Source organism: Verrucomicrobiia bacterium, from assembly GCA_019634625.1.
Taxonomy (GTDB): Bacteria; Verrucomicrobiota; Verrucomicrobiia; order Limisphaerales; family CAIMTB01; genus CAIMTB01.
Genome location: JAHCBA010000001.1, coordinates 257,585 through 278,292, shown reverse-complemented (window position 1 = coordinate 278,292; position 20,708 = coordinate 257,585). Strand labels below are relative to the sequence as shown.

Annotated in this window: 12 protein-coding genes; 3 read left to right on the top strand and 9 right to left on the bottom strand. The window is 67.5% G+C overall.

What is annotated here, in order from left to right; translation table 11 throughout:
* Positions 1-5: 5 nt before the first annotated feature.
* Entirely contained in the window at positions 6-1,574 is a 1,569-nt protein-coding gene (locus KF833_01030) for a fused MFS/spermidine synthase (protein ID MBX3743867.1), read from the bottom strand.
* 239 nt (positions 1,575-1,813) lie between these two features.
* Between KF833_01030 and KF833_01025 the strand changes: the two genes are divergently transcribed.
* Positions 1,814-2,194 carry a hypothetical protein gene (locus tag KF833_01025; GenBank protein MBX3743866.1) on the top strand — a complete coding sequence of 127 codons (381 nt, stop codon included), beginning with the start codon at positions 1,814-1,816 and terminating at the stop codon, positions 2,192-2,194.
* A 104-nt stretch (positions 2,195-2,298) separates the two neighbouring features.
* Here the strand turns inward: KF833_01025 and KF833_01020 are convergent, their stop codons facing one another.
* Positions 2,299-4,212 carry a VCBS repeat-containing protein gene (locus tag KF833_01020; GenBank protein ID MBX3743865.1) on the bottom strand — a complete coding sequence of 638 codons (1,914 nt, stop codon included), beginning with the start codon at positions 4,210-4,212 and terminating at the stop codon, positions 2,299-2,301.
* A 458-nt stretch (positions 4,213-4,670) separates the two neighbouring features.
* Between KF833_01020 and KF833_01015 the strand changes: the two genes are divergently transcribed.
* Both KF833_01015 and KF833_01010 read left to right on the top strand, forming a co-directional pair.
* A complete protein-coding gene (locus KF833_01015; GenBank protein ID MBX3743864.1) occupies positions 4,671-8,627 on the top strand; it encodes a hypothetical protein in 3,957 nt (1,318 codons plus the stop codon).
* Positions 8,628-9,392: 765 nt separating this feature from the next.
* Complete coding sequence (locus tag KF833_01010) at positions 9,393-12,014, top strand: U32 family peptidase (protein MBX3743863.1); 2,622 nt, start codon at positions 9,393-9,395, stop codon at positions 12,012-12,014.
* A 48-nt stretch (positions 12,015-12,062) separates the two neighbouring features.
* On the opposite strand, the gene KF833_01005 is transcribed toward KF833_01010, so the two are convergent.
* The 7 genes from KF833_01005 to KF833_00975 all read right to left on the bottom strand — a co-directional run bounded on the left by KF833_01005 (position 12,063) and on the right by KF833_00975 (position 20,651).
* Positions 12,063-15,887 carry a putative Ig domain-containing protein gene (locus KF833_01005; GenBank protein ID MBX3743862.1) on the bottom strand — a complete coding sequence of 1,275 codons (3,825 nt, stop codon included), beginning with the start codon at positions 15,885-15,887 and terminating at the stop codon, positions 12,063-12,065.
* Between the two features lie 193 nt (positions 15,888-16,080).
* Entirely contained in the window at positions 16,081-16,500 is a 420-nt protein-coding gene (locus tag KF833_01000) for a biopolymer transporter ExbD (GenBank protein MBX3743861.1), read from the bottom strand.
* A 6-nt stretch (positions 16,501-16,506) separates the two neighbouring features.
* Complete coding sequence (locus tag KF833_00995) at positions 16,507-17,145, bottom strand: MotA/TolQ/ExbB proton channel family protein (GenBank protein ID MBX3743860.1); 639 nt, start codon at positions 17,143-17,145, stop codon at positions 16,507-16,509.
* A gap of 94 nt (positions 17,146-17,239) precedes the next feature.
* Positions 17,240-18,313, bottom strand: coding sequence for an Mrp/NBP35 family ATP-binding protein (locus KF833_00990; protein ID MBX3743859.1), 1,074 nt, complete (start codon positions 18,311-18,313; stop codon positions 17,240-17,242).
* A gap of 15 nt (positions 18,314-18,328) precedes the next feature.
* The gene (locus tag KF833_00985; protein MBX3743858.1) at positions 18,329-19,594 is read right to left on the bottom strand and encodes a cysteine desulfurase; all 1,266 of its coding nucleotides are present in this window, start codon (positions 19,592-19,594) and stop codon (positions 18,329-18,331) included.
* A gap of 133 nt (positions 19,595-19,727) precedes the next feature.
* Positions 19,728-20,162, bottom strand: a complete 435-nt coding sequence (nifU, locus tag KF833_00980) for a Fe-S cluster assembly scaffold protein NifU (protein MBX3743857.1) — start codon at positions 20,160-20,162, stop codon at positions 19,728-19,730.
* A gap of 24 nt (positions 20,163-20,186) precedes the next feature.
* Entirely contained in the window at positions 20,187-20,651 is a 465-nt protein-coding gene (locus KF833_00975) for an Rrf2 family transcriptional regulator (protein MBX3743856.1), read from the bottom strand.
* Positions 20,652-20,708: the final 57 nt, after the last annotated feature.

The window sequence follows — 20,708 nt, the reverse complement described above, 5'->3', positions numbered from 1 at the left end:
TGAGCCTACCAGTTCTGCATCGAGCGGGCGAGGAGTCGGCGGGTGCGTTCGCGGTTGGGGGCGTCGTAGAACTCGACCGGGTTGTAGTCGTCGGTGAGGACGATGCCGCGGCTGGAATCCACGGGCCACGGGCCGGCGAGGGCGCTTTCGAGTTCGGCGCGGGCCTGGGGCGCCACATGGGCCAGGGATGCGGGAGGGGTGAATTCGAGCGGGGTGCGGTCCGAGGCGACGTAGAGGGTATTGCCGCCGGGGGAGGCATGCACGACGACGCTGGCGAACACGGCGCGGAGGGTTTGGTGGAGCGAGGTGGCGAAGAAATCCCGTTCGGGTTCGAAGTTCCCAAAGGCGTTGATCACCAGGGTGCCGTTGGGTTGGAGGAGGCGGCGGATCTCGGTGAAGGCCTCGCGGGTCATGAGGTGGGAGGGAGACGAATCGCCGAGGAAGGCGTCGAGCTGGACGGTGTCGTAGCGGCGGGTGGCGACGCGGATGTAGTGGCGGGCGTCATCAAAGATGAGGCGGACGGCGGAGGGGTCGAAATCGAACCAGCGTTGGGCGATGGGGACCACGGCGGGATTGATTTCGACGACATCGACCTCCACGCCGTCGGCGGCCAGTTGGCGGGGGACGATGCCGATGCCCATGCCGAGGCAGAGGGCGGTGCGGAGTTCGGGGGTGTAGGCGTAGGAGAGGTGGTAGAGGCCGTAGGTGAACATCGAGAGGCTGCGTTTCGCGACGGGGTCGTAAGTATTCTGGATCAGCAGGTCATTGAGGTAATAGCGGCGGCGGCCGTCGCGGGATTCGATCACCTGCATCGAGCCAAAGTGGGAGTTTGCATAGGCCAGTTCCACGTGGTGCCGGAAGGTGGTGCCCGTCTCGCGGCGGATTCCGGCGTAGCCGACCAGGAGGACCAGGAGGGCACCGGCCATCCAGCCGCCGTTGCCGCCATCGCGCCGGCCCCAGATGACGAAATAGATGGCGGCGAGAAGCACCAGGACGCCGGCAGTTCCGAGCATGGCGCGGGAATCGCGCACGAAGGGGACGAGGAGATAGCTGGTCACGACCACGCCCAGGACGCTGCCGATGGTGCCGAGGGCGGAGAGTTGACCGACCGTTCGACCGACCCCTTCGACCGACTGGGTGACCGTGCGGATGAAGTAGGGTCCGACCATGGCCAGGAGGGTAAGCGGCACGAAGAACAGGGCGAGGGAGGCGACCACGCTGCCGATGGGCAGGCTGAGGGCGAGGCAGGCGGCGGCCAGTTGGGCGCGAACGAGCACTGTGAAACCCAGGTACACCGCGGCGCCGACCAGTCCGAGGTAAACGAGCGAGAGACGGCGATACCGATCGGCGAGCCGGCCTCCGATGTAGTATCCGACCGCCAGGGCCAGAAGGGTAATGGCGATCTGGGCGGTCCACACGAAGTGCGACGAGCCGAACCAGGGGGTGAGCATCTTGGCGCCGAGAATCTCGACCACAAGGACGATGGCCCCAGTAAGGGTGGCGGTACCGTAGAGGTACCGTTTCAGGCCGGGACTGATGGCCGAGGCGTCAGGGCGTGGGGTGGGCGCAGGCACGCGGGTTTGTACGATCCCTGTGGGCCAAAGGGCAAGACGGGCCGGGCGTCGCACGGCAGATGCCGGGTGGCCGGAGTTCCGGAACGATGGGGCGGCGATGGCGGGGAGGTTGCAGGGGGGGGGACACTGTGCATGATCGGGTGCGCTGGGCACTCCACCTTGGTCCGTGGGCAGGCTTTGGCCTGTTGCCACCCCGGGGTTTGCGCCTGAACGAAAATCAACGAACCAACCTATACCTTATGAAAAAGTCTCCCTTGCTGAGCTGGTTGTCCCTTGGCCTCGTGGTGGTCACCGCGGTGGTGGTGTCCGGGTGTGGAGGCGGGGACGGTGCGGACGAGGAGTCGTCGGGTGCCGGTGCCGGTGCGGGCGCCTATGGTGCACCTGCGGCGGCTGTCGCTGCGACGGGCCTGATCGAGTCCCCCACGGCCGAGCAGTTGGCGGCGGCCCGCGCCTATCCCCTCGATACCTGCATTGTGGCGGGCGAGAAGCTGGGGAGCATGGGCGACCCGATCGTGATGGTGTACGGGCAACAGCAGATCAAGTTCTGCTGCAAGGGCTGCATCGACGACTTCAAGGACAACCCGGCGGGATTGATGGCGAAGTTGTCGGGGACGAACTGATCGGTTCTTCGGCGGCTTCTGGCGGCGCGGCGATCCGTGAAGGGTGCCGCGCCGCATGGTTTTCGGGATGGGGCGATGCGAAGCTCGACGGGAGCTTCGTTGGATCAGTTGGCGGGTTGGGAAATGCCGCGGAGCAGGTCCTCGAAGGCCCGGCGGTCCACCAGATCGGGGAGGTGGGCGGTGTCCTCATTTTGGATCCAAAGATGGCGGGAATGGAACCAGGCGCCGTTGTTGCGCCGGGGTCCGGCACGCACGAAGGCGGGGATTTCGTCGGCGGGGGTGGGCGGGGCCGGGTTGCGCGTGCCGACGGGGATGGCGCGGGTTCCGGCCATGACTTGCCGACTCCATCCGCGATTGCCGCCGGCGTCCGTTGCAGGTTGGTAGAGCCAGAGGCCGTAGCGGGATTCATTCGAGTGGAAGAGGTCGGGATGCCCGTCGTCATTCACGTCGGCAAAGCGGACGCCGTCGTCGTGGCCGTCGGAATTGACGAAGTGGACGCCCTCGGGGAAGGCGAGACCGGAGGGTTCCCAGGCATTGCGTGCGGGGTTCCAGCGGAGAATGACGGACTGGTCGGGGTTGGCGACGACGAGTTCGCAGCGGCCGTCGCCGTCCACGTCCCGGAGCCGGACGCCGAGGTCGCGTTCATGGCGTTGGGTAAGGATGGGTTGGCCGGCGAGATCGAGGCCGTGGAGGAACCCGGGTTCGGCGATCCAGCGGGAGCCATCGAAGGTCCAGACGCCGGCTTGGTTTTCGGTGCGGACGAGGGCGGAGGGGCGGCCGTCGGGGTGGAGGACGCCGAAGCGGACACCGGCGGGACGCCGGGCACCGGAGGGCGTGTTTTCGACGAGGGTGAAAGGGAGGGGCGAGTCGGTCCAGGAACGGGAGGCGGGGTTCCAGACGCGGGTCAGGCGGAGGTCGGGATTGCCGATGAGGACATCGAGATAACCGTCGCGATTGAGGTCGAGGAGGCGGATGCCGTTGTCGCCGCCATCGTCGGCGCGAAGCGGTTGTCCGGCGCCGAGGTGGCGGGTAAGGCGGTCGAGGGCTTCGGGATAGGTGAGGAAAAGGACGCGGGGGCCGTGGACGGTGCGGGCATGGTCGATGAACTCGACGAACTGGGCGGGTGAACTCCAGCCGTGGGGATGGAAGACGAAGTTGAAGACGCCCTGGAGCTGGACGACGGCCGCGAGGGCGGCCTGCCAGTCGGCGAGAGTTTGGGGGTGGGCATTGCCGCGGAGGCGTTGTCCCTGCCAGTCGCTGGGGGCGAGGCAGGGGAACTCCCAGCCGACGTCGGCGACGATCCAAGGGTAGGGGTAGTCTTCGACGGTGGTGACGAAATTGGGGAAGGGGAGGTACTGGGTGAAGCGGTGGCGTCCTTCAGGATCGAGGACGAGGTCGCGGGGGAGGGCCGGGTGGTTGGTGGTGAGCAGGACCACCACGGAGGAATCCATGCGAAGGAAGCGGCCTTCGGGGCTGGAACGGGCGAAGAGTTCGTGAAAGACGCGGGGGCTGGGGCTGTTGATCGAGTCGCAGCAGGGCGTGCGGAAGGCGACGGGGGTGTTGCCGGGGATGCGGGCGACGAGATCGACGCCTCCATGGAAGGTGGTTTCGGCCGCCGCGAAGTCGCCTTTGGCGAGGATCGGGCAGGGATGAGCGAGGGTGTGGACTTCGAGGGAGACGCCTTCCGCGAGCCAGGTTTGGAACTGGGGATCGTCGGGATCGAGGGCGTTGCAGAAGATGCTGACCGGGGCGCGGCCGTCGATGCGTTGGAGGCGATCGAGGATGGGCCGGAGAAAGGCCTCATAGGGGGTGGACTGACGGAGGTCATCGATGCCGAAGGTGACCACTGCCTCGACGCGGGGATCGCCGATCCATTGCGGCGTAGTGAGCTTTGGGAAGTGGAGTCCGACGTGGAAGGGGTTGGGGTCGTCGAGGTAGGCGAGGCGGTTGCCGGGGGATTGCGCCGGGGCCGGGTGGAGCATGGCAACAAGGAGGGCAAGAAGGGCCAGGGGTCGCATGGAGGGATGTAAACGCGACGGGGTATGAAGGGCGAGTGCGCGAGTCCGACTTCTCCAAAATATCAAGGCAGGCGCAAGATTGTTGACGCCAGGATGCCGCCCGATCCCAGTCCCCGCCAGAAATTCTGCCCTGCCGTGGAGGATGATGCTGTAGGGGGCCGTCAATAATTATGCGTCAGTCCCACGATCTGACGCCGTGTCAACAATACATTGTCAGTCCCACTATACTATCCGCCTGCGGAGGATGATGTTGGATTGGGTTGGCAACAATAAAGAGCCGGTCTCATTACAGCTGGTCCCATTACATAGGTCTCAATTGGCTTGCTTCGGGGAGGATGGCTGATTTTCTTGCGGCGATCCCGGAAAGTCCTGCTGGCGATGGACCGTGGCGGCGGAGTTGGTGTCACGGTAGGTGGGAGTACCGGGGGCGCGAGGACGACACAGATGCGAAGGTGCCTATGAAACGAATCCTGAATCGTGGTTGGCGGACGCTGGCGGCGGGGTTGGCGTTCGGGTTGGCGTTCGGGTTGGGGATGTCGGCGGGATGGTCGCTGCCGATCATCACGGACGCGCAGATTGTCGAGGGGGCGGACCCGTTGGAGCAGCCGCCGAAGTTCACGGGTCAGACCTTCGATCATCCGAACGAGGGTGCGGGATTCACGGTGCCGTTTTTCGGGGAGGACGTGCCGTGCTTCAACGACCGGAACCATGAGTGGAACGGGGCCAGCACGTCGCTGCCGCTGCCGGGATACCTGGTGGGCGGGGAGTATGTGATGTTTCCGAACGACGACCGGGACAACGACCCCTACGTGGTCGAGATCACGCTGTCGCAGCCGGCGGATGTGTACCTTTTGATCGACAACCGGCATCCCGACGGTGTCAACAGCACGCCGCCGAACATCGAGAACACGATGTTCTGGGTCACCGAGGGCGGATGGGAACCGGTCCGCAATGGCTTGAACCGGCGATCGAACGCCGACGAACCGGACGAGGTGGGAGTGGACGAGGGCGGCGACGGGGTGGGGCCCGGGGTGGGGTTGAACCAGTGGTCGTCGGTGTATGGGAAGCGGGTTCCGGCGGGCGTGTTGACCCTGGGGACACCCGAGAACGGGGGACGGAACATGTACGGCCTGGTGGTGAAGCCGGTGCCGTCGCGGCCGTTCGTGAGCCGGGCGGCGGGGGATCTGCTGGGGACGGTGTTCGAGATCAGCGACGGCGAGACGACGCGGTTGCGTGCGGACAGTGTGCGGTTGTCCATCGACGGGACGGATGTGACAGGGCAGTTGCAGGTGAGCGCACAGGGCGGGACCACGCGGGTGCGGTACCGATTGACCGAGCCGTACGCGTCGATGTCGGCGCACACGGCAGTGTTGCGGTTCACCGACGATGCGACTCCCCCGGTGGAGGTCGTGTCCGAGCTGGAATTCACGGTCGAGTATTACGCGACGCTGACGGCGGCGGACGCGGTGCCGTCGGCTGCGGTGGCGACCGCGGCGTCGGGCTTCGAGGCGCGGGTGGTGCAGGGTCGTGACACGGCGGTCTGGCCGGGGGCGGATCTGCCGAACAACACGGTTCGGGCGGAGCTGCAACTGGCAGGGATCCTGCGAGATCCGGTGACGGGCGGGTATCTGGAGGACTTCGCGCTGGCGGGTTCGAATCCGAACGGGACGCACGCGGCGGAGCGGATCAACTGGAACCAGGAGTTGAACGACGGCGGGAACCTGGTCGAGGTGGGGAATTTCCAGAGCGGTTCGACGCCATCGTTTCCGGACGAGCCGATCCCGGGGATTCCGGGCACCGATCCGGACAGCGGGCTGAACCGGGACAACATCGCGGGGGAGATCATTGGCTACCTGGACCTGACGGCCGGGCTGCATCGACTGGGGGTGAACAGCGACGACGGTTTCCGGGTGACGGCGGGTTCGGATCCGCGGCATCCGGGCAACGTGGTGCTGGGCGTGTTCGAGGGGGGGCGCGGATCGGCGGACACCTTGTTTTACGTGAAGGTGGAAGTGGCCGGGATCTATCCGGTGCGGCTGGTCTGGTATGAGGGCGGGGGCGGGGCGAATCTCGAGTTCTTCTCGGTGCACCAGCCCGATCCGGACGGTACGGCGGAGTTCATTCCGGTGAACACGCGGACTCACGCGCAGGGCATCCGGTCGTATCCAAGGCCGGCCGGGGCCTTGGTGCCCTCGGCGAGCGTGTATCCGCTCGGGCACAGCAGCGGCGTGCCGGCCAACGCGCGGATCCAGGCGGTGCTGATGCCGCGGGGCACCACGCCCTCGGCGAGCGGCGTGCAGATGACGGTGAACGGGGCGCCGGCCACGGTGACCACCAGCACGTTGGGCGGGAACCTGCTGGTCGAGCATGTGCCGGACTCCCTGTGGGCTTCGGGATCGACGGTGAACGTGTCCCTGACGTACGTGGATTCCGGCGGTCAGAGCGCGACGGTGGCGTGGTCGTTCGGGGTCGAGAACCACGCCGGGTTCGCGGTGATCCCGGCGAGTTACGCGGTGCCGGCGGGATCGGTGAACACCTCATCGTCGGGGTTCATTGTGGACATGTACCAGATGGACAACTTCACCGGGCTGCCGGTGGCGCGGACGGGGTTTGCCGACAACAACAGCACGGCGGCGGCGGAGCACCAGATCCACCGGCGATTCCTCGATCCGGGGACGGGCGAGCCGTATGACAACTACTCGACCCCGGGCGACAACGCCGACGGCACGCACAATGTCGAACTCATCAACTGGAACCAGCAGTACGCCAACGCAGGCGACTTCAACGCCGGAAACGGATTCGAGGACGCGATCATTCCCGGGCTGCTGTTCGACGGGGACGTGGCGGAGAACAACTGGATCGTGGCGGAGGCGGTGACCTATCTGGACTTGAGGAGGGGCCGGTACCGGTTCGGGGTGAACAGTGACGACGGGTTCAAGGTGTCCACCTCGCCCAACCCGCGGGATGCGGTCCACCTGACCCTGGGCGAGTTCAGCGGCGGCCGGGGGGCGGCCAACACGTTTTTCGATTTCATTGTCGAGCAGGACGGCATTTATCCCTTCCGGCTTCTCTGGTGGGAGGGCACGGGCGGCGCGAGCGTCGAGTTCAAGTCGCAGCATCCGGTGACCCTGTCGCAGACGCTGATCAACGATCGGGAACGGGGCGACGGGATCCGGGCGTACCGGACGTTCACGGGGACGCCGGTGCCGCGTCTGGTGTCGCATGGGCCTGCGGCGGGGGCGTCCGACGTGCCGCCGGACGAGGCGATCGTGGTGGAGCTGGAGAACGTGGGTGCCACGACCCCGCAATTGTGGGTCAACGGTGCGCAGGTGACGGCGGAACGGACCACCGTCGGGACGATCACCACGTTGCGCTACGCGCCGACGCAACCGTTTCCGCCGTCCTCGACGGTGCAGGTCCGGCTGGTTCGCGGCACTGCGGAGAATGCGTGGGCCTACACGGTGGGGTCGTCCACGGTGGGAGCGGTGACGGTTGCCCTGACGCAGCCGACGGACGGGACGCGGATTCCGGTGGGGCCGGCGACCGTTGCCCTGGCGGCGACGGCGAGCGCCCAGGGTGGGGAAGTGGTCCGGGTCGATTTCCTCGACGGCAGCGGAAGGGTGGTGGGCACGGACACGACCGCGCCGTACCAGTTCGACTGGGCGGGGGTGCTGCCCGGGCGTTACCGGGTGATGGCGCGGGCCACGGACAATCGCGGGTTCACCGGGGAATCCGCCTGGGTGAACTTCCTGGTGGGCGAGCCCATCGCCATCAACTTCCAGAACTACGAGGTGGATGCGCCCCCCGGGTACCTGGCCGATTTCGGGGAGGAATTTGGGGATCGGGGCAACGGGTTCCTGTACGGATGGGATGTGGACAACACCGGGGGCGCCCGATACCGGATGAGCCCGTTGGCGCCGGACACGCGGTACGACACGCTGAATCACCTGCAGCGGGCGCAGCCCTCGGGAACCTTGTGGGAGATCGAGGTCGAGAACGGCCGGTACAACGTGTTCATGGTCGGCGGGGATCCCGGGTTTTTCGACAGCGTGTTCAACCTCCAGGCCGAGGGGGTGACCATCGTCCAGGGCGCGGCGACGACAGACGTGCGGTTCTTTGAGGGGCAGGGGGTGGTGACGGTGTCGGATGGGCGGCTGAGCATCGGCAACGGTCCGGGCGCCGCGAACAACAAGATCGCCTTCATCGAGATCTACGAGTTGCCGCCCGATTCGGAACCGCCCTCTCTCGGCCGTCCAGTGCTGGCGGGCGGGAACGTGACCCTCACCTGGACGGGCGGCGGCACGCTGGAGTCGGCGCCGGCGGTCAACGGGCCGTGGACGACGACGGGGAACAGTTCCGGCAGCTACACCGAGCCGGCCAGCGCCACCGGGAAGTATTTCCGCGTGCGACGCTGAGGGGCGAACTCGGAGGGCCGGGTTCCCCTCGTACTCGTACTCGTGATCGCCCTTCCAAGCGGCCACGCGGAACCGGAGGGCCGAGCGAGACCGAACTCATGGACCCCGCCACAAGGCGAGGCCCAAGAAGGTGTGTAGCGGGTTTGATGACGAGTCCGAGTACCGCCCTTCGGGCTGAGTACGAGTCGTGCGAGGGGTGGTTTGGGGGGGAGTATCATACGTTCCGAGAACCCGAGATGCGCGGGCTTTCGAGAGCGGGTTGAACGTCGGTGTTGATCCTTCGGGGATCGGGCCGCTTTGCATTCGCGGGGTGAGAATCCGGCAGGGCGGTTGGATCGAAGGGTGCAACGCGACGCCTGGTGATCACGCGAAGACGCGGAGACGCGAAGGAGGTAGCGGGAGCGTCGAGTCGGCTCGGACCCGACGGATGGGGGCTGCGACCCCTGGCGGGGTCGTGTGCGAGGTGGGACTTCTGCCCGGGGGTCGGACCCGGCTCCGCGGGTTCGACCCCCGGCTATTTTCTGGAAACCCTGCGGGTTTCCGTGACCGGATCGAAGGGGAAGCTGCCGGGACCGTTGTGCTCGGGCGCATCTGCGAGTTGTCGGAAGGTGCAACAGAATCGGGGTCGGTATCGGAATCGGTATCGACAGGAGCAACGAGGTTTCGCGCATCGCCGACACCATAGAGATGCGCCCTGTGAAATCGCAGGGGCGTTGCCGGGCTCGCCGAACGGGTGGGCTCTGTGGCAGCGTTGCGGCCGTTCGTATGGCCGAAGTCCTGTCGTCCCCACCCTCCCGTCCGCCCGAACTCCTGGCGCCGGCCGGGGATTGGGAGTGTGCCCGCGCCGCCGTCGAGAATGGCGCGGATGCCATATATTTCGGGCTGGCGCGGTTCAATGCGCGGCTGCGGGCGCAGAACTTCACCGAGGCGGATCTGCCCGAGTTGATGACCTGGCTGCACCGCCGGGGGGTTCGCGGGTATGTCGCCTTCAACACGCTGGTGTTTCCCGGGGAGCTGGCTGAAGCGGAAGCCTACCTGCGCACCCTGATTGCGGCGGACGTCGATGCGGCGATCGTGCAGGACATCGGCCTGTGCCGGCTGGTGCGGAGACTGTCGCCGGATTTCCCGATCCATGCCTCGACGCAGATGACGGTGACCAGCGCGGCGGGGGTGTCCTGCGCGCGCGAACTCGGCTGCCAGCGGGTGGTGCTGGCCCGTGAGAACTCGATCACCGAGATCGCCCGCATTCGCGACAGTCTGGCGGCCGGGGACGGAGGGCTGCCGCTGGAGGCGTTTGTCCATGGCGCGCTTTGTGTCGCCTATTCGGGGCAGTGCCTGACGAGCGAGGCGCTGGGGGGCCGTTCGGCGAACCGTGGCGAATGCGCCCAGGCCTGCCGCCTGCCGTACGAGCTCCTGTCGGACGGGAAGAGCGTGGAGCTTGGCGACCGTCGTTACCTGTTGAGTCCCCAGGACCTGGCGGGCCTCGAACGGCTTCCGGACCTGGCGCGGGCCGGGGTGTCGTGCCTGAAGATCGAAGGACGCCTCAAGTCGCCTGAGTATGTCGCCAGCATTGTGCGGGTGTACCGGGCGGCCCTTGACCGGCACTTTCCGGTGGAGGCGTCGGGACGACCCTCGACGGCCAGCCGGGGCCGTGACGACGGGGCGACCTCGGGTCGGTCTGCCGGGTACGAAATGGAGATGGCCTTCAGCCGCGGGCTGCACACCGGCTGGCTCGATGGCATCGACAACCAGCGGCTGGTGCATGCCCGGTTCGGCAAGAAGCGGGGCGTCTTCCTGGGAACCGTCGATCGCGTCGAGGGCGATCGCGTCTGGCTTCGTCCCGTCGCCCCGCTCAAGGCCGGCGACGGGGTGGTGTTCGATGCCGGCGCGCCCGACGCTGCCGAGGAGGGGGGGCGGGTGTTCCAGGTTCACGCCCAACGGTCCGGCACTTCCGACGTCGCGCTTTCCTTTCTTTCCGGCGCCGTCGATCTGCGTCGGGTTCGGGCGGGTCAGCGCCTTTGGAAGACGAGCGATCCGGAGCTTGACCGGGAGCTGCGCCAGTCGTTCGGCGGCACCGAACCGCGGTACACGCGACCGGTTTCCGCGGAAGTCCACGGCGGTGCCGGGATGCCGATGACGCTGGTGGTCCGTGACGGGGACGGTCATGTGGCTCGGGTGGCGTCGGAGCCACCGCTCGACGTGGCCCGGTCACGTCCCCTCGACACCGACCGTCTGCGGGAACAATTCGGCCGGCTTGGCGGCACGCCGTTTCATCTTGGGGAACTGACCAACCGGCTTGAGGGACCGGTCATTCTGCCACTGAGCGAACTCAACCGGCTTCGGCGGGCGGCGGTGGAGGAATTGCTTGCCGCCCGGGTCCGGCCGCGTCGCTGGCGCCTGATCGAAGGCGGCGCGTCTGCGTTGACCGGGCCGCGCGCCGCGACTTCCGCGACTTCCGCGGGTGCGGCCGGGGGCGACGGCAGCAAGGCTCCGATCGATCCCATTGTCCTGGTCCGCACCCTGCCCCAGCTCGAGGCGGCGCTGGAGGCGGGGGTGGGGACTTTATACTGCGAGTTCGAGGATCCGAAGCGGTATGGCGACGTGGTGGCCCGGGTGCGGAGCCGGGGCCAGGCTGCGGTGTATCTGGCGCCGCCGCGTGTCTTCAAGCCTGGCGAGGACTGGATCCTGAAGCAGGTGCGCGCGGCGGAGCCCGACGGCTTCCTGATTCGCAACCACGATCATCCGGCCGCCTTTCCGTCCGGGCGGCGGGTGGGCGACTTCAGTCTCAACGTGGCCAACGGGCTGAGTGCGGAATACTGGCTGGAGCGGCACGGGTTGGAGCGGGTCACGGCGAGCTACGATCTCAATGCGGAACAGCTCGAGGGTCTTCTCGGGCAGGTGCCGGCGGGCCGGTTGGAGATCACGCTGCACCAGCACATGCCGATGTTTCACATGGAGCACTGCGTCTTCTGTGCGTTTCTGTCGAAGGGGAAGGACTACCGCGACTGCGGACGACCCTGCGACCGCCATGCGCTTCAGCTTCGCGACCGGGTTGGGGCGGCGCATCCGGTCAAGGCCGACGCCGGGTGCCGCAACACCGTGTTCAACGCGCGTGCGCAGACCGGGGCCGACCACGCCCGGCGATTCGTGGCGGCGGGGGCGCGTCATTTCCGGATCGAGTTCCTGGACGAAACGGCGGAGGAGACGCGGCTCTACATCGACCGGTACCGGCGGTTGCTGCGCGGCGAACTGGAGCCGGAGGCGTTGTGGCGGGAGTTTCGCCTGGTGAATCAACTGGGCGTCACCCGGGGCCAGTTGGGACGGGCCACCGGGTCGGATCTGGGTCTCGACCGCTGGTCGGACGCGGCCTATGCGGCCGCGTGGTAGGGGAGGGTGGATGCCAGGCTGGTTGGGCGCTGGCATCGACGCGAGCCCTTACGGTTCGGAGGCGGGTCGCGGGGCGAGGTAGAGGCGGTAGAACCGGAGCGGCGCCGTGGCCGAGGCCGGGTCGATGTAACGGTAGGGCGGGGTGGTGAGTTCGAACTGGGCGAGGCGCTCCCAGACGGTGAGGTTGGAAGTGGCCTGGAGTTCGTAGGTTTCGCCGATGTCACCGGTGGCACTGACCTGGATAAGGCCCCCGGCGATCCGTTCGAGGGTGAGTTCGGAACGGGCACTGGTGACCAGCACGTCGAAGGTTCCGGTGTCACTGAGGCTGGGCGAACCGTCGTCGCTGACGCGGACTGTCACGGTGTGGGTGCCGATCTGGGCCGGGGTGGCGGACCAGGTGAGGACACCGGTGGCGGGGTCGAGGGTCATGCCGTCGGGGGCGGCATCGAGGGCAAAGGTCAGCGTGTTGGCCGGCAGATCCGGGTCGGTGGCCGTGACGGTGAAGGTGAGCGGGATGCCGGGTTGGGCGACGCGGTCGGTGAGGGCGCCGAGGACCGGAGGCTCGTTCACCTCGGTGACGACGACGGTGAAGGAGTTGGTGACGCTGAGGCGCTGGTCGGTGAGGGCGGCGTCATTGAAGTCGGTGACCACCACGACGACGAGGTTGGTGGAGGGGCCCTGGGCCTCGGTGGGGGTCCAGGCGATGGCGCCGGTGGCGGGGTCGAGGGTCATGCCGGACGGAGCGGAGGCCAGGCTGAAGGTCAGGGGATTGGCCGGGAGGTCGGGATCCGTGGCGGAGACCGAGACATTCAGGGTGGAGAGTTCGGGCAGGGTCTGGTCGGCGGGGACGGTAAGGACCGGGGGATGATTGACCTCGATGACCGTGACGGTGAAGGAGTTGGTCGCGCTCAGGGCGGGGACGCCGTTGTCGGTGACGACGGTGACGAAGAGGTTGACGGAAGGACCTTGAGCCTCGGTGGGGGTCCAGGTGATGACGCCGGACTGGCTGATGGCGGCGCCGGGAGGGGCGGTGACGAGGGAGTAGGTGAGAAGGTTGGGCGGAAGGTCGGCGTCGGTGGCGATGTTTTCGACCACGAGGGGGGTGCCTTCGGGGACGGTGCGATCGGCGACCGGCGGGAGGACCGGGGCGGAATTGACCTCATTGACCGTGAGGGTGAAGGCGTTGGTCACGCTCAGGCTGGTGGCGTTGACGGCCTCGGGGCTTTCGTCGGTGACAACGACCCGGATCTCGTACGTGCCGGGGCCGTCGGCTTCGGACGGGGTCCAGTGGATGACACCGGACGCGGGGTCGATGGTCATGCCCTCGGGAGGGGAGGCGAGGGAGAAGGTGAGGGGATTGGGGGGGAGGTCGGAGTCGGTGGCGGACACTGTGACCGAGAACGGCGTGAGTTCATCGACGGACTGGGGTCCCGGGACCGTGAGGATTGGGGGCGTGTTGACCTCCCGGGCGACGATGGTGAAGGAGTTGGTGCGAATGAAGGCACGACCGTTGACGAGGTCGGTGACGGTGGCCTCGACGGTGTAGGTGCCCGGGGCCTGTTCCTCGGTCGGAGTCCAGTTGAGAACCGCGTTGGTGGCGCCGTCGAGGGTCAGGGTGAGGCCGGGGGGCCCGGAGAGGAGGTTGAAGGTGAGCGGCTTGGTGGGCTCGAGGGGGTCCTGGGCGTTGATGGAGGCCGTCCAGGGGACGAGTTCCGGGATCTCCGGGTCGTCGGGCATGTTGAGGTCCGGGGGAAAGCGGAGGTAACGCAGTTCGTAGGTGCCCGTGCCGCCGGAGTAGTAGGCACTGAGGGTGACGGTGTGGGGTCCGCCATTGGTGACGTTGTAGGCGATGGTGGCGGTGCGGTTGCCGGAGGCGGTGGAGAAGGACTGGGCGACCATGCGGCCCTGGGCATCGAAGAGGCGGAGCCAGGGGCCGAAACCGGTGGTGGTGACGGCGACATTGTTGCTGTCGCCGGGCGTGGCGAAGAAGGTCCAGGTGTCGATATCTCCGAGGGGGAGGGTGCCGGCATGGATCATGCCGTTGGTGAGGGGGCCGCCCTCGTCGCCCTCGGAGGTGACGATTTCGCCGGGGGCCTGGAAGAAGGTGAGGTCGTAATCGCCACCGGCCCCTGCGTAGTAGGCGGACACGACGACGGTATGGGGGCCGGCGTTGGTGGTGACCGCGAAGAGTTCCATGTCGCGGGTGCCGGAGGCGGTGCTGAACTCATTGGCGACCAGCGCGCCATTCGGGTCGAAGAGCCGGAGGTGGGGCACGAAGCCGGTGGAACCGACGCGGACGGAGGCGGAGCCGCCGGCCTGGGCGTTGAAGGTCCAGAGGTCGAGATCGCCGACGGCGAGGTTGGCGGGGTGCCGGGCGCCGTTGGTGAGGGGACCACCCTGGTCGCCTTCGAAGACCACGAATTCACCGGGGGCACGGGCGAGGGAGAGATGGTAGTCGCCGACCCCATTGGCGTAGTAGGCGGCCACCACGACGGTGTGGGGGCCGGAGGCGGTGGCGATGGCGGCGAGTTCGTTGTCCCGGCTGGCGCTTGCCGTGCTGAAGACGTCGCCAAGGGGCGCGCCGTCGGGGCCGAACAGGCGGATGCGGGGGACGAAGGCGGTGGTGCCCATGCGGAGGATCAGGCGGTCGCCTGCGTTCGCATCGAACGTCCAGGCATCGATGTCGCCGACCGAAAGGCTGCCGGGGTGGCGTCCGCCGTTGGTGAGGGGTCCGCCGTGGTCCCCCGGGGAGACCGTGATGGCGCCGGGGGCCTTGGCGTAGGAGAGGGTGTAGGGGCCGGCACCGTTGGGGTAATAGGCGGAGGCGACGACGGTGTAGGGGCCGGCATTGGTGGCGACGGCGCTGAGTTCGGTGTCGCGATTGGCAGAGGCGGTGCTGAAATCGTCGGAGACCAGCGCACCGTTGGGGTCATAGAGGCGGAGGCGGGGCACGAAACCGGTGGCGCCCATGCGGAGGATCACGCGGTCGCCGGCGGCGGCGGAGAAGGTCCAGGCATCGAGGTCGCCGACGGTGAGTTCGGCCGGGTGGATACCGCCGTTGGTGAGGGGACCGCCCTGGTCGCCTTCGGTGATGGTGATGGCGCCGGGGGCCTTGACGAAGGAGAGCGAGTATTCGCCGGCACCGTTGTCGTAATAGGGGGCGGCAACGACGGTGTAGGGCCCGGCATTGGTGGCGACGGCGGTCAGTTCGATGTCCCGGTTGGCGGACGCGGTGTTGAAGGCTTCGGCGACCATGGCGCCGTTGGGGTCGAAGAGGCGGAGGCGGGGCACATAGGTGGAAGTGCCCATGCGGAGGACCACTTTGTCGCCGGCGTTGGCCTCGAAGGTCCAGGGATCCGAATCGCCGAGGGCGATGACTCCGGTGTGAAAGCCGCCGTTGACGAGCGGACCGCCGTCGTCGCCCGGGGAGATCGAGGGGGTGCCCGGGGCGACGATGAGCTGAAGGATGTAGTCACCGGTGCCGGCGGCGGTGTAGCTGCTGGCGAGGACGGTGTAGGTGCCCGACTTGGTGGCGCGATGCTGGAGGTGGACATCGCGATTGGCGGAGGCGGTCCGGAATGCGTCCGCGACTTCGATGTTGTCGGGGTCGTAGAGGCGGAGGCGGGGACTGAAGGCGGGGCCACCCATGCTGATGACGATGGCGTCGCCGGCCTGGACGGCGAAGGTCCAGTTGTCCACGTCACCGGCGGGGGAGATGGAGGCGGAGACAAGCTGCCCGTTCTGGATGGGTCCCTGGGCCCGGGCCGAAAGCGCGCCGAGGCACCCGGCGAGGGCGAGGGCAAGGGCGAGGAAGGTGCGGGTGGCGAAGGGGCTGGGATGGCCGGGACGTTGGGGGGATGGGTGGCTCGTCATTAGGTCAGTCGATTGGATACATCGGGATTGGCGGGGGGTCCGTCGGCCCTGGTGGGGGACGTGCAGACCCGGGCGGACCGGCGATCACGGCCCCAACATCGAGTACGACTGTGGGCTGAAACGCCGACGGACAATCCGTGCGACAGTCTTGCGATGCCAGACCGACCGTGAAGTGTCAACCCAAGGTCGCGGATCAGGGGGCGGCGGGGGAACGGGTGGCGACTTCGACGTGGCGGAACCGGGCGCGTTGGGCGGCTTCGGAGACGCGCCAGAATTCGCCGAAGGGGGCGCCTTCGTCGGTGGCGATGGTGAGGGTGAGGTTGGTGTTGCGGGCGGTGCTGGCGACCAGTTCGCGTTCGAGGTCCTCGAAGGCGATGGGGAGGGTATCGAGGAAGAGGTGGGGCGCGTTGCGCTGGATGGTGACGATGCGGCGGTCGGTGGAGGCGCCCTGGCGGACGTCCTGTCGGGCTTCGGGGAGGACGATGGGGACGGAGGGGGACTGGCGGAAGGTGGTGGTGACCATGAGGAAGATCAGGACGACGAGGAGGACATCGATCAGCGAGACGATGATGACCGAGGGGGCGGCGCGGCGTCTGCCCTGGGTGAAGCGCATGGGGGTTCAGGGCAGGTTGGCGGGAGGGCGGGCGGGTTCGGCGGACTTCGGGTAGAGGTGGTCGAGGAGTTCGCTGCAGGCGGATTCCATCTCGATGGCGATGCTCTCGACCTTGCGGCTGAAGTAGCTCCAGGCGACGAGGGAGGGGATGGCGATGAGGAGGCCGAGGAGCGTGGCGTTGAGGGCGATGGCGATGCCCCGGGCGAAGACGGAACTGTCGGCGAGACCCATCTGGCTGACGTCGCCGAAGAGGATGATGAGGCCGTGGATGGTGCCGACGAGGCCGAGGAGAGGGGCGATGCCGACGATGATTTCGAGGACGACGATGCCACGTTCCATGCGGGAGACTTCGCGGCGGGCGCGGGTCTCGACGGCGTCGCGGTTTTCGTCGCGGGGGAGGGTGGTATTGGCGATGCCGAGGCGGATGAGGCGGCCGAGGGGCGAGTCGAACTGGAGGGCGTGGCGTTCGAGGGCATCGGCGCGGCCGCCGTGGGTGAAGCGTTCGAGTTCGTCGAGGAGGGGAGGGGGGATCATGCGGGACCAGCGAAGGGCCAGGCCGCGTTCGATCATCATGGCGAGGGCGACCACGGAGGTGAGGACCAGCAGCCAGATGAAGGGATCGCCGTCGCGAAGCAGTTGCAGCATACCGCGGCGCTGGTCTTAGCCGGTTGGGGACCCGGACGGCAAAGGCTTTCGCGCCTGGGGTCGCGCCTGGGTTCGTGTTCGGGGAAGGAACCGATCAGGCGAGGCGGCCGCGGAGGGATTCGGCGAGGCGGAGGAAGGCCTGGGCGGGCGGGGTGTCGGGGGCGCCGACGACCACGGGGACACCGGCATCGCCGCCGGCGCGGATCTCGGTGAAGATGGGGACTTCGCCGAGGAAGGGGACCTGGGCGCGTTCGGCTTCCCGGGCGCCGCCGCCGTGGCCGAAGATCTCGATACGGGATCCGTCGGGGGCGGTGAAGTAGCTCATGTTCTCGACGATGCCGAGGATGGGGACATGGAGCTTGTTGAACATGGCCATGCCTTTGCGGACGACGCCGACGGAGGCCTCCTGGGGGGTGGTGACCACCACGCCGCCGTCGAGGGGAACGGACTGGCAGAGGGTGAGCTGGGCGTCGCCGGTGCCCGGGGGGAGGTCCACCAGCAGGACATCGAGGCCACCCCAGTCGGTCTGCATGAGGAACTGCTGGATCGTCTTGACGATCATGGGGCCGCGCCAGATGACGGGTTGGTCGTCCTCGATGAGGAAGCCGATGCTCATGAGGCGGACATCGTGGTGGACGGGGGGGATGAGCTTCTGGTCGGCGCTGACCTCGGGGCGTTCGCGGCAGCCCATCATGAGGGGGATGCTGGGGCCGTAGATGTCGCAGTCGAGGAGTCCGGTGGCCAGGCCGAGGCGCTGGAAGGCGCAGGCGAGATTGGCCGAGACTGTGGATTTGCCGACGCCGCCCTTGCCGCTGGCGACGGCCACCACCCGTCGGACACCGGGCACGCGGTTCTGCTGGGACCATGGGCCGCCCTGCGGGCCGGATGCGGCGGCCTGGGCAGGAGCGCCCTGGGCTGGGGAGGCGGCGGGTTGCCGGACGTCCACGAAGACCCGTTCGACCCCGGGCAGGGCACGCAGCGCGGTCTCGGCCTCGGCCTTGATCTGGCGGGCGGCGTCGGGGTTGGCGCTGGTGAGTTGGAGGGTGACGGTGACGGCGCCGTTGGCGACGGCGGTGTCCTTGACGAGCCCGAAGGACACGATGTCCCGGCTGAACCCGGGGTAGCGGATGGTTTTGAGGACGCCGAGGACCTGGTCGGGTGGGGTCATGGAGAGGGGAGCCGGTCAGTGGGCGCGTTTGCCGGAGACATCGGCGGCATGGGCACTGAAGGACTTGCCGCGGCCGGTGGGGTGGATGACGGAGTCGATGACACCGCTCTGGAACTCCTCCCACATGGGGGACATGTGGCGGAGCTTGTCCACGATTCCGGCGAAGGTCTCCACCACGTAATCCATGTCGTCGGCCGAGTTGTCCCTGCCGAGGGTAAGGATGAGGTTGCCCTGGGCGAGGGCGTGATCGAGGCCGATGGCGGCGAGGACGTGGGAGATTTTGAGGGACTTGCTGACGCAGCTTGAGCCGCTGGCCACGGCGATGCCGTTGAGGTCGAGGAGGAGCAACTGGCCCTCGCCCTCGATGAATTCGGTGGAGAGGTTGAGGTTGTTGCAGATGCGGTCGGGACCGGGTTCCGGGCCGTTGAGCTTGATGTAGGGGATGCGCTGTTTGAGACCGTTCCAGAGCCGGGCCTGGAGCGGGGCGACATGGGCGATGCGGGCGGCCATGTCGCGGAGGGCCAGTTCGGCGGCGACCCCGGCGCCGACGATGGCGGGGACGTTTTCGGTGCCGGCACGGCGGCCGTTCTCCTGGACGCCTCCGTGCAGGATGCTGACGAGGCGGGCGCGGCGATTGCGGTAAAGGACCCCGACTCCCTTGGGTCCGTAGAAGCGGTGGGGGGAGAGGGAAAGCAGGTTGGCGCCGAGTTTCTGGACGTCGATGGGGGTCCAGCCGGCGGCGGAATTGGCATCGACGAAGAAGGCGATGCCTTTCTCGGCGGCGATGCGGCCGACCTCGGCGACGGGCTGGAGGGTGCCGATGTCGTGATTGGCGAGCTGGAGGCAGATGAGGGTGGTTTTGTCGGTGATCGCCTCGACCAGGCGATCGACGAGGACGCGGCCCTCGGGGTCCACGGGGACCTTGGTGTGGGAGTAGCCTTCCTTCTCGAGGAACTCGACCGAATTCATCACCGCCGGGTGCTCGACCTCGCTCCAGACGATGTGATTGCCGCGGCGCCGATTGGCGTAGGCGACGCCCTTGACCGCGAGGTTGACGGACTCGGTGCCGCAGGAGGTGAGGAGGATGTCGTCGGCGGACTCGGCGTTGATGAGGGCGGCGATCTGGGTGCGGGCCCGGGCGAGGGCATCGCGGACGCGGAGCCCGTGCTGGTGGAGTGAGGACGGGTTGCCGTAGGCGTCGAGGAAGTAGGGCTTCATGGCCTCGAAGGCCTCGGGCAGGAGGGGCGTGGACGAAAGGTGATCGAGATAGACTTGGCGCATAAAGGGTCCGGGCTGGAGCGGCGGGTACGGGGGTACGAGCACAGGACGGCGGAAGCCGGAGTGACTCCGTGGAGCCGGGCGCGGGCGAGGATGGGCCACGCGCCCGGGCGGTGTCGAGCGGCAGGTGGCCGGCTCAGGCCGGCGAGGGCGCCAGGGCGGCTGGGCTCACCTTGGAAGCGGCCTCCGGGTGGCGCTTGACGTAGTCTTCGAGGGCGGCCTTGAGGGCCTCCTCGGCAAGGACCGAGCAGTGGATTTTGACCGGGGGAAGACCGCCGAGGGCATCCACGACCTCCTGGTTGGAGAACTGGAGGGCCTCTTCGACCGTACGGCCCTTGATGAGTTCGGTGGCCATGCTGGAACTGGCGATGGCGGACCCGCAGCCGAAGGTTTTGAAACGGGCATCGAGGATGCGGCCGTTTTCGACCTTGAGGCTCATTTTCATGATGTCGCCGCAGGCGGCGGCGCCGACCTCTCCCACGCCATCGGCATCGGGCAGGTCGCCCATGTTGCGGGGGTTGAGGAAGTGTTCCATCACGGTCTTGTTGTACAGGGTGTAGGTATCGCTCATGACTGGATCTCCGGAATTCAAGGTTTAGAGGGGAGTGGGAACGGAAACGGGGTCAGGGGTGGCGAGGGCGTGCGGGTGACCGGCAATGGAGCGGCGGGCGAGATCGGCGAGGGTGGTCTGGCCGAACACCTCCTTGAGGCGGTCCTGGGCTTGTTCGAACAGGCCGCAGAGGACGCAGCCTTCGCGTCGTTCACAATCGGGGACTTCACCGAGGCAACGCTGGAGGGCGATTTTGCCATCGATGGCCTCGATGACTTCGAGGACGGTGATTTGCCCGGCGGGGCGGGCGAGGGCGAAGCCGCCGCCGGCACCGCGTTGGGAGCGCAGGATTCCGGCTTTGGCGAGGTCCTGGAAGATCTTGGCGAGGAAGCTCTTGGGAATGGACTCATCCCGGCTGACGGCATCGATCATGACCGGCTGGCCGACCGGCTGCTGGGCCAGTCGGAGCAGACCGAGCACTCCGTATTCTCCTGCGCGCGAGATGTGCATGATTGAAATCGGATTAAAAACGTCCGATTGCTCTTATTCATGCTCAGAGCGGGCGGG

Excerpts from the sequence above, each read along its gene's own strand:
- nifU (MBX3743857.1), bottom strand. The coding sequence starts at position 20,162 with ATGAGCGATACCTACACCCTGTACAACAAGACCGTGATGGAACACTTC.
- KF833_00990 (MBX3743859.1), bottom strand. The coding sequence starts at position 18,313 with ATGACCCCACCCGACCAGGTCCTCGGCGTCCTCAAAACCATCCGCTAC.
- KF833_00995 (MBX3743860.1), bottom strand. The coding sequence starts at position 17,145 with ATGCTGCAACTGCTTCGCGACGGCGATCCCTTCATCTGGCTGCTGGTC.
- KF833_01015 (MBX3743864.1), top strand. The coding sequence starts at position 4,671 with ATGAAACGAATCCTGAATCGTGGTTGGCGGACGCTGGCGGCGGGGTTG.
- KF833_01020 (MBX3743865.1), bottom strand. The coding sequence starts at position 4,212 with ATGCGACCCCTGGCCCTTCTTGCCCTCCTTGTTGCCATGCTCCACCCG.
- KF833_01000 (MBX3743861.1), bottom strand. The coding sequence starts at position 16,500 with ATGCGCTTCACCCAGGGCAGACGCCGCGCCGCCCCCTCGGTCATCATC.
- KF833_00985 (MBX3743858.1), bottom strand. The coding sequence starts at position 19,594 with ATGCGCCAAGTCTATCTCGATCACCTTTCGTCCACGCCCCTCCTGCCC.
- KF833_01025 (MBX3743866.1), top strand. The coding sequence starts at position 1,814 with ATGAAAAAGTCTCCCTTGCTGAGCTGGTTGTCCCTTGGCCTCGTGGTG.
- KF833_00975 (MBX3743856.1), bottom strand. The coding sequence starts at position 20,651 with ATGCACATCTCGCGCGCAGGAGAATACGGAGTGCTCGGTCTGCTCCGA.
- KF833_01010 (MBX3743863.1), top strand. The coding sequence starts at position 9,393 with ATGGCCGAAGTCCTGTCGTCCCCACCCTCCCGTCCGCCCGAACTCCTG.
- KF833_01005 (MBX3743862.1), bottom strand. The coding sequence starts at position 15,887 with ATGACGAGCCACCCATCCCCCCAACGTCCCGGCCATCCCAGCCCCTTC.